The following is a 2,166-nucleotide window of genomic DNA, read 5'->3' as shown; positions in this document are numbered from 1 at the left end:
AGCGGATACGTGTTTAGCGGCGGTGCGCCAGGAGCGGGGCGATGCTGGATGGCTCGCGCAGACTGAATTTGCTGTCCTGCTCCCACGGCACCCGTTTCGAGAGTTTTAACCACCGTGTTCGGGAACCAATGAAGCGTTCCCTTGCCCTGCTTAGCGGCTTCTTGCAGCATTGTCTGGAGAATTTGGTGTCCGTCCTGCGGTAGGAAACACACCAGGCTCACCCAGCAGTCACCCGGATTTTTGCGTCCCGGATAGCGCTGGAGCAGGCGATCGCGCAGCTCCTGATAGCCTTTTGGAAAGAAGGAAAGCTCTCGCTGGCGCGGCTTCTCATCAAGCGCTGAGGTACCCTGCGACGAAACTTGCCCCCCTAGCCAGTCGGTAATCTCAGTTAGGCAGACCGTACGACCCGCCTGTAGCGCTTCGTAGGCGGTTGCCACGCCCGACAATCCTCCACCCACAACCAGAAGTTCACAGGCAACCTGGCGATCGACTGGACGAGCTGTTTGCGCATCTGCTGGCGGACTCAACCAGGCAGCTACCCCCGCTGCCACTAGCCAGCACACGTGGTTGAATCGGACTCGACGCATCGGGGACTCCCAGCAAACTCGATCGGCTGCTCCACAGTAGCACCGAAGTAGCACTAATCGACTACTCTGGACGGGCGACGGGCGATCGCGTCCTCTAATTCAACTGCTGCAAACTAGTAGAACGACATAACATAGAACGACCTAGCAATTGAAAAGTAGCCAACAGCTACTAGCTCTTAGTGGTCTTGTAGGGTGGATTCATTCAAAAACTTTGTACGATATCGGTTGAATGAACATCGGTTGAATGAACCCACCCGTACGAATTCCATTAATCGTCAATTTCACCAGCGGTTAACGTACTGGGAATGCGTGAGTCAATGAATGCCTGGGATACGTTAGCAATTTTCTCATTTCCAGCTCCGCTTTTAACCGCTGGAACATTAAATTCGATAGCAGACGTATCAGGATTGATGCGGGCAACTAAGCGGGTACCATCGAGAATTTTGAACACGGCAGGCGTCGAGTTAATGCCTGCAACATTCGTTCCGCTAGGAAGATAAACTCCCTGACAGTCCCATTCTTCGGGTGTTGTTTCCCCATCTGCTAAGAAGTAAAGCGGATCGTTGCTAGTCTTTGACTCCCCTAAAGCGGAACCAAAAATGCCGATCGTTCTTCCAGTTGCATTGCTGCATTGTCCCCAGTTAACGCCGGATTCGATCGTCGCTTTTTGCAGCGTTAACTCATCAATCTGCTGCTGCAATTCTGGAGTGGTATCCTGTGTTTCCTTGAGCGCCAACAAACCGTCTAGCGCTTTTGTCACCTGAACATAGTCAGAATTTTTAGAAACCTTGGGTCGGTCTGCTAGAGAGGGGTGAGCGATCGCCAGATTTACCACAAATACAAGTACGACGATCGCAAGTTTGAACAAAGTCTTCATGTCTTTCTCCTACGACAGCTAAAAACGCTTCTCTAATGGTGTTCCATCTTTCATCACTATGTGAGATGGTGCGTATTCAAGCAATGGTAAAACGTTAAGCGTACTGATCGTGCTCAGTCCGTGCCCATTGCAAGAGCCTAGGCTCATCCTACTGATGCTGACTAATAAGAGCAAATATTCTTTTTTGTCAAATGGATAAACTTAGTTGATGCTTAGCGCCATGAGCTGAGATTTCAAGCGAGGTTGACCAATCTAGTTGTGTGTACACAGCTTTGAAGAAAACAAGCGCATAGAGCTTTTGCGGAAACCAATTACTTAAAGTGATTAATTCGACAAAGAAGAGTATTTGCTCTTATTGATTGGGCTGCGTAAAGTGAAGTATGCCGACAGGTCCAATAAACAGACCGAGAAACGCACTCGTATCAGCATTGAACAACTGTATCGTTGCAGAAGAAGTTGGTTAAACGTTCATCAATGCTGTCAGCACCAGCGTAAAAGATGCTGCTGTAGGCAAAGGGTAAGATGCCACTAAAGCGCCAGTGTTGTACAGTCGCGAATCTGTGTTTCTCTCTGTTACATCTTGCTAGGTCTGAATCTCGTTTTCAACGTCTATACTCCGTTTTAAGGTGGAGTGCTAGCAATCTCAAAGACAGGAGTTATCCCATGAAATTTCTCAGAATTGCTCTCGTTGCGATCGTGTTT

At 49.0% G+C, this 2,166-nt stretch carries 2 protein-coding genes; both read right to left on the bottom strand.

Going from position 1 to position 2,166, the window contains the following annotated elements; genetic code table 11:
* A partial coding sequence (locus H6F43_RS02795; protein WP_190340481.1) for an FAD-dependent oxidoreductase occupies positions 1-587 on the bottom strand: 587 nt, incomplete at its 3' end.
* A 268-nt stretch (positions 588-855) separates the two neighbouring features.
* Positions 856-1,464, bottom strand: coding sequence for a hypothetical protein (locus H6F43_RS02790; protein WP_190340480.1), 609 nt, complete (start codon positions 1,462-1,464; stop codon positions 856-858).
* Positions 1,465-2,166 lie beyond the last annotated feature (702 nt).

Source organism: Leptolyngbya sp. FACHB-36 (assembly GCF_014695955.1).
GTDB lineage: Bacteria > Cyanobacteriota > Cyanobacteriia > Leptolyngbyales > Leptolyngbyaceae > FACHB-36.
Note: the sequence above shows the minus strand (reverse complement) of the source record. Positions and strands in the feature narration are given on the sequence as shown.

What these genes read in the sequence shown, in the direction of transcription:
- H6F43_RS02790 (WP_190340480.1), bottom strand. Translation starts at nt 1,464, where the DNA reads ATGAAGACTTTGTTCAAACTTGCGATCGTCGTACTTGTATTTGTGGTA.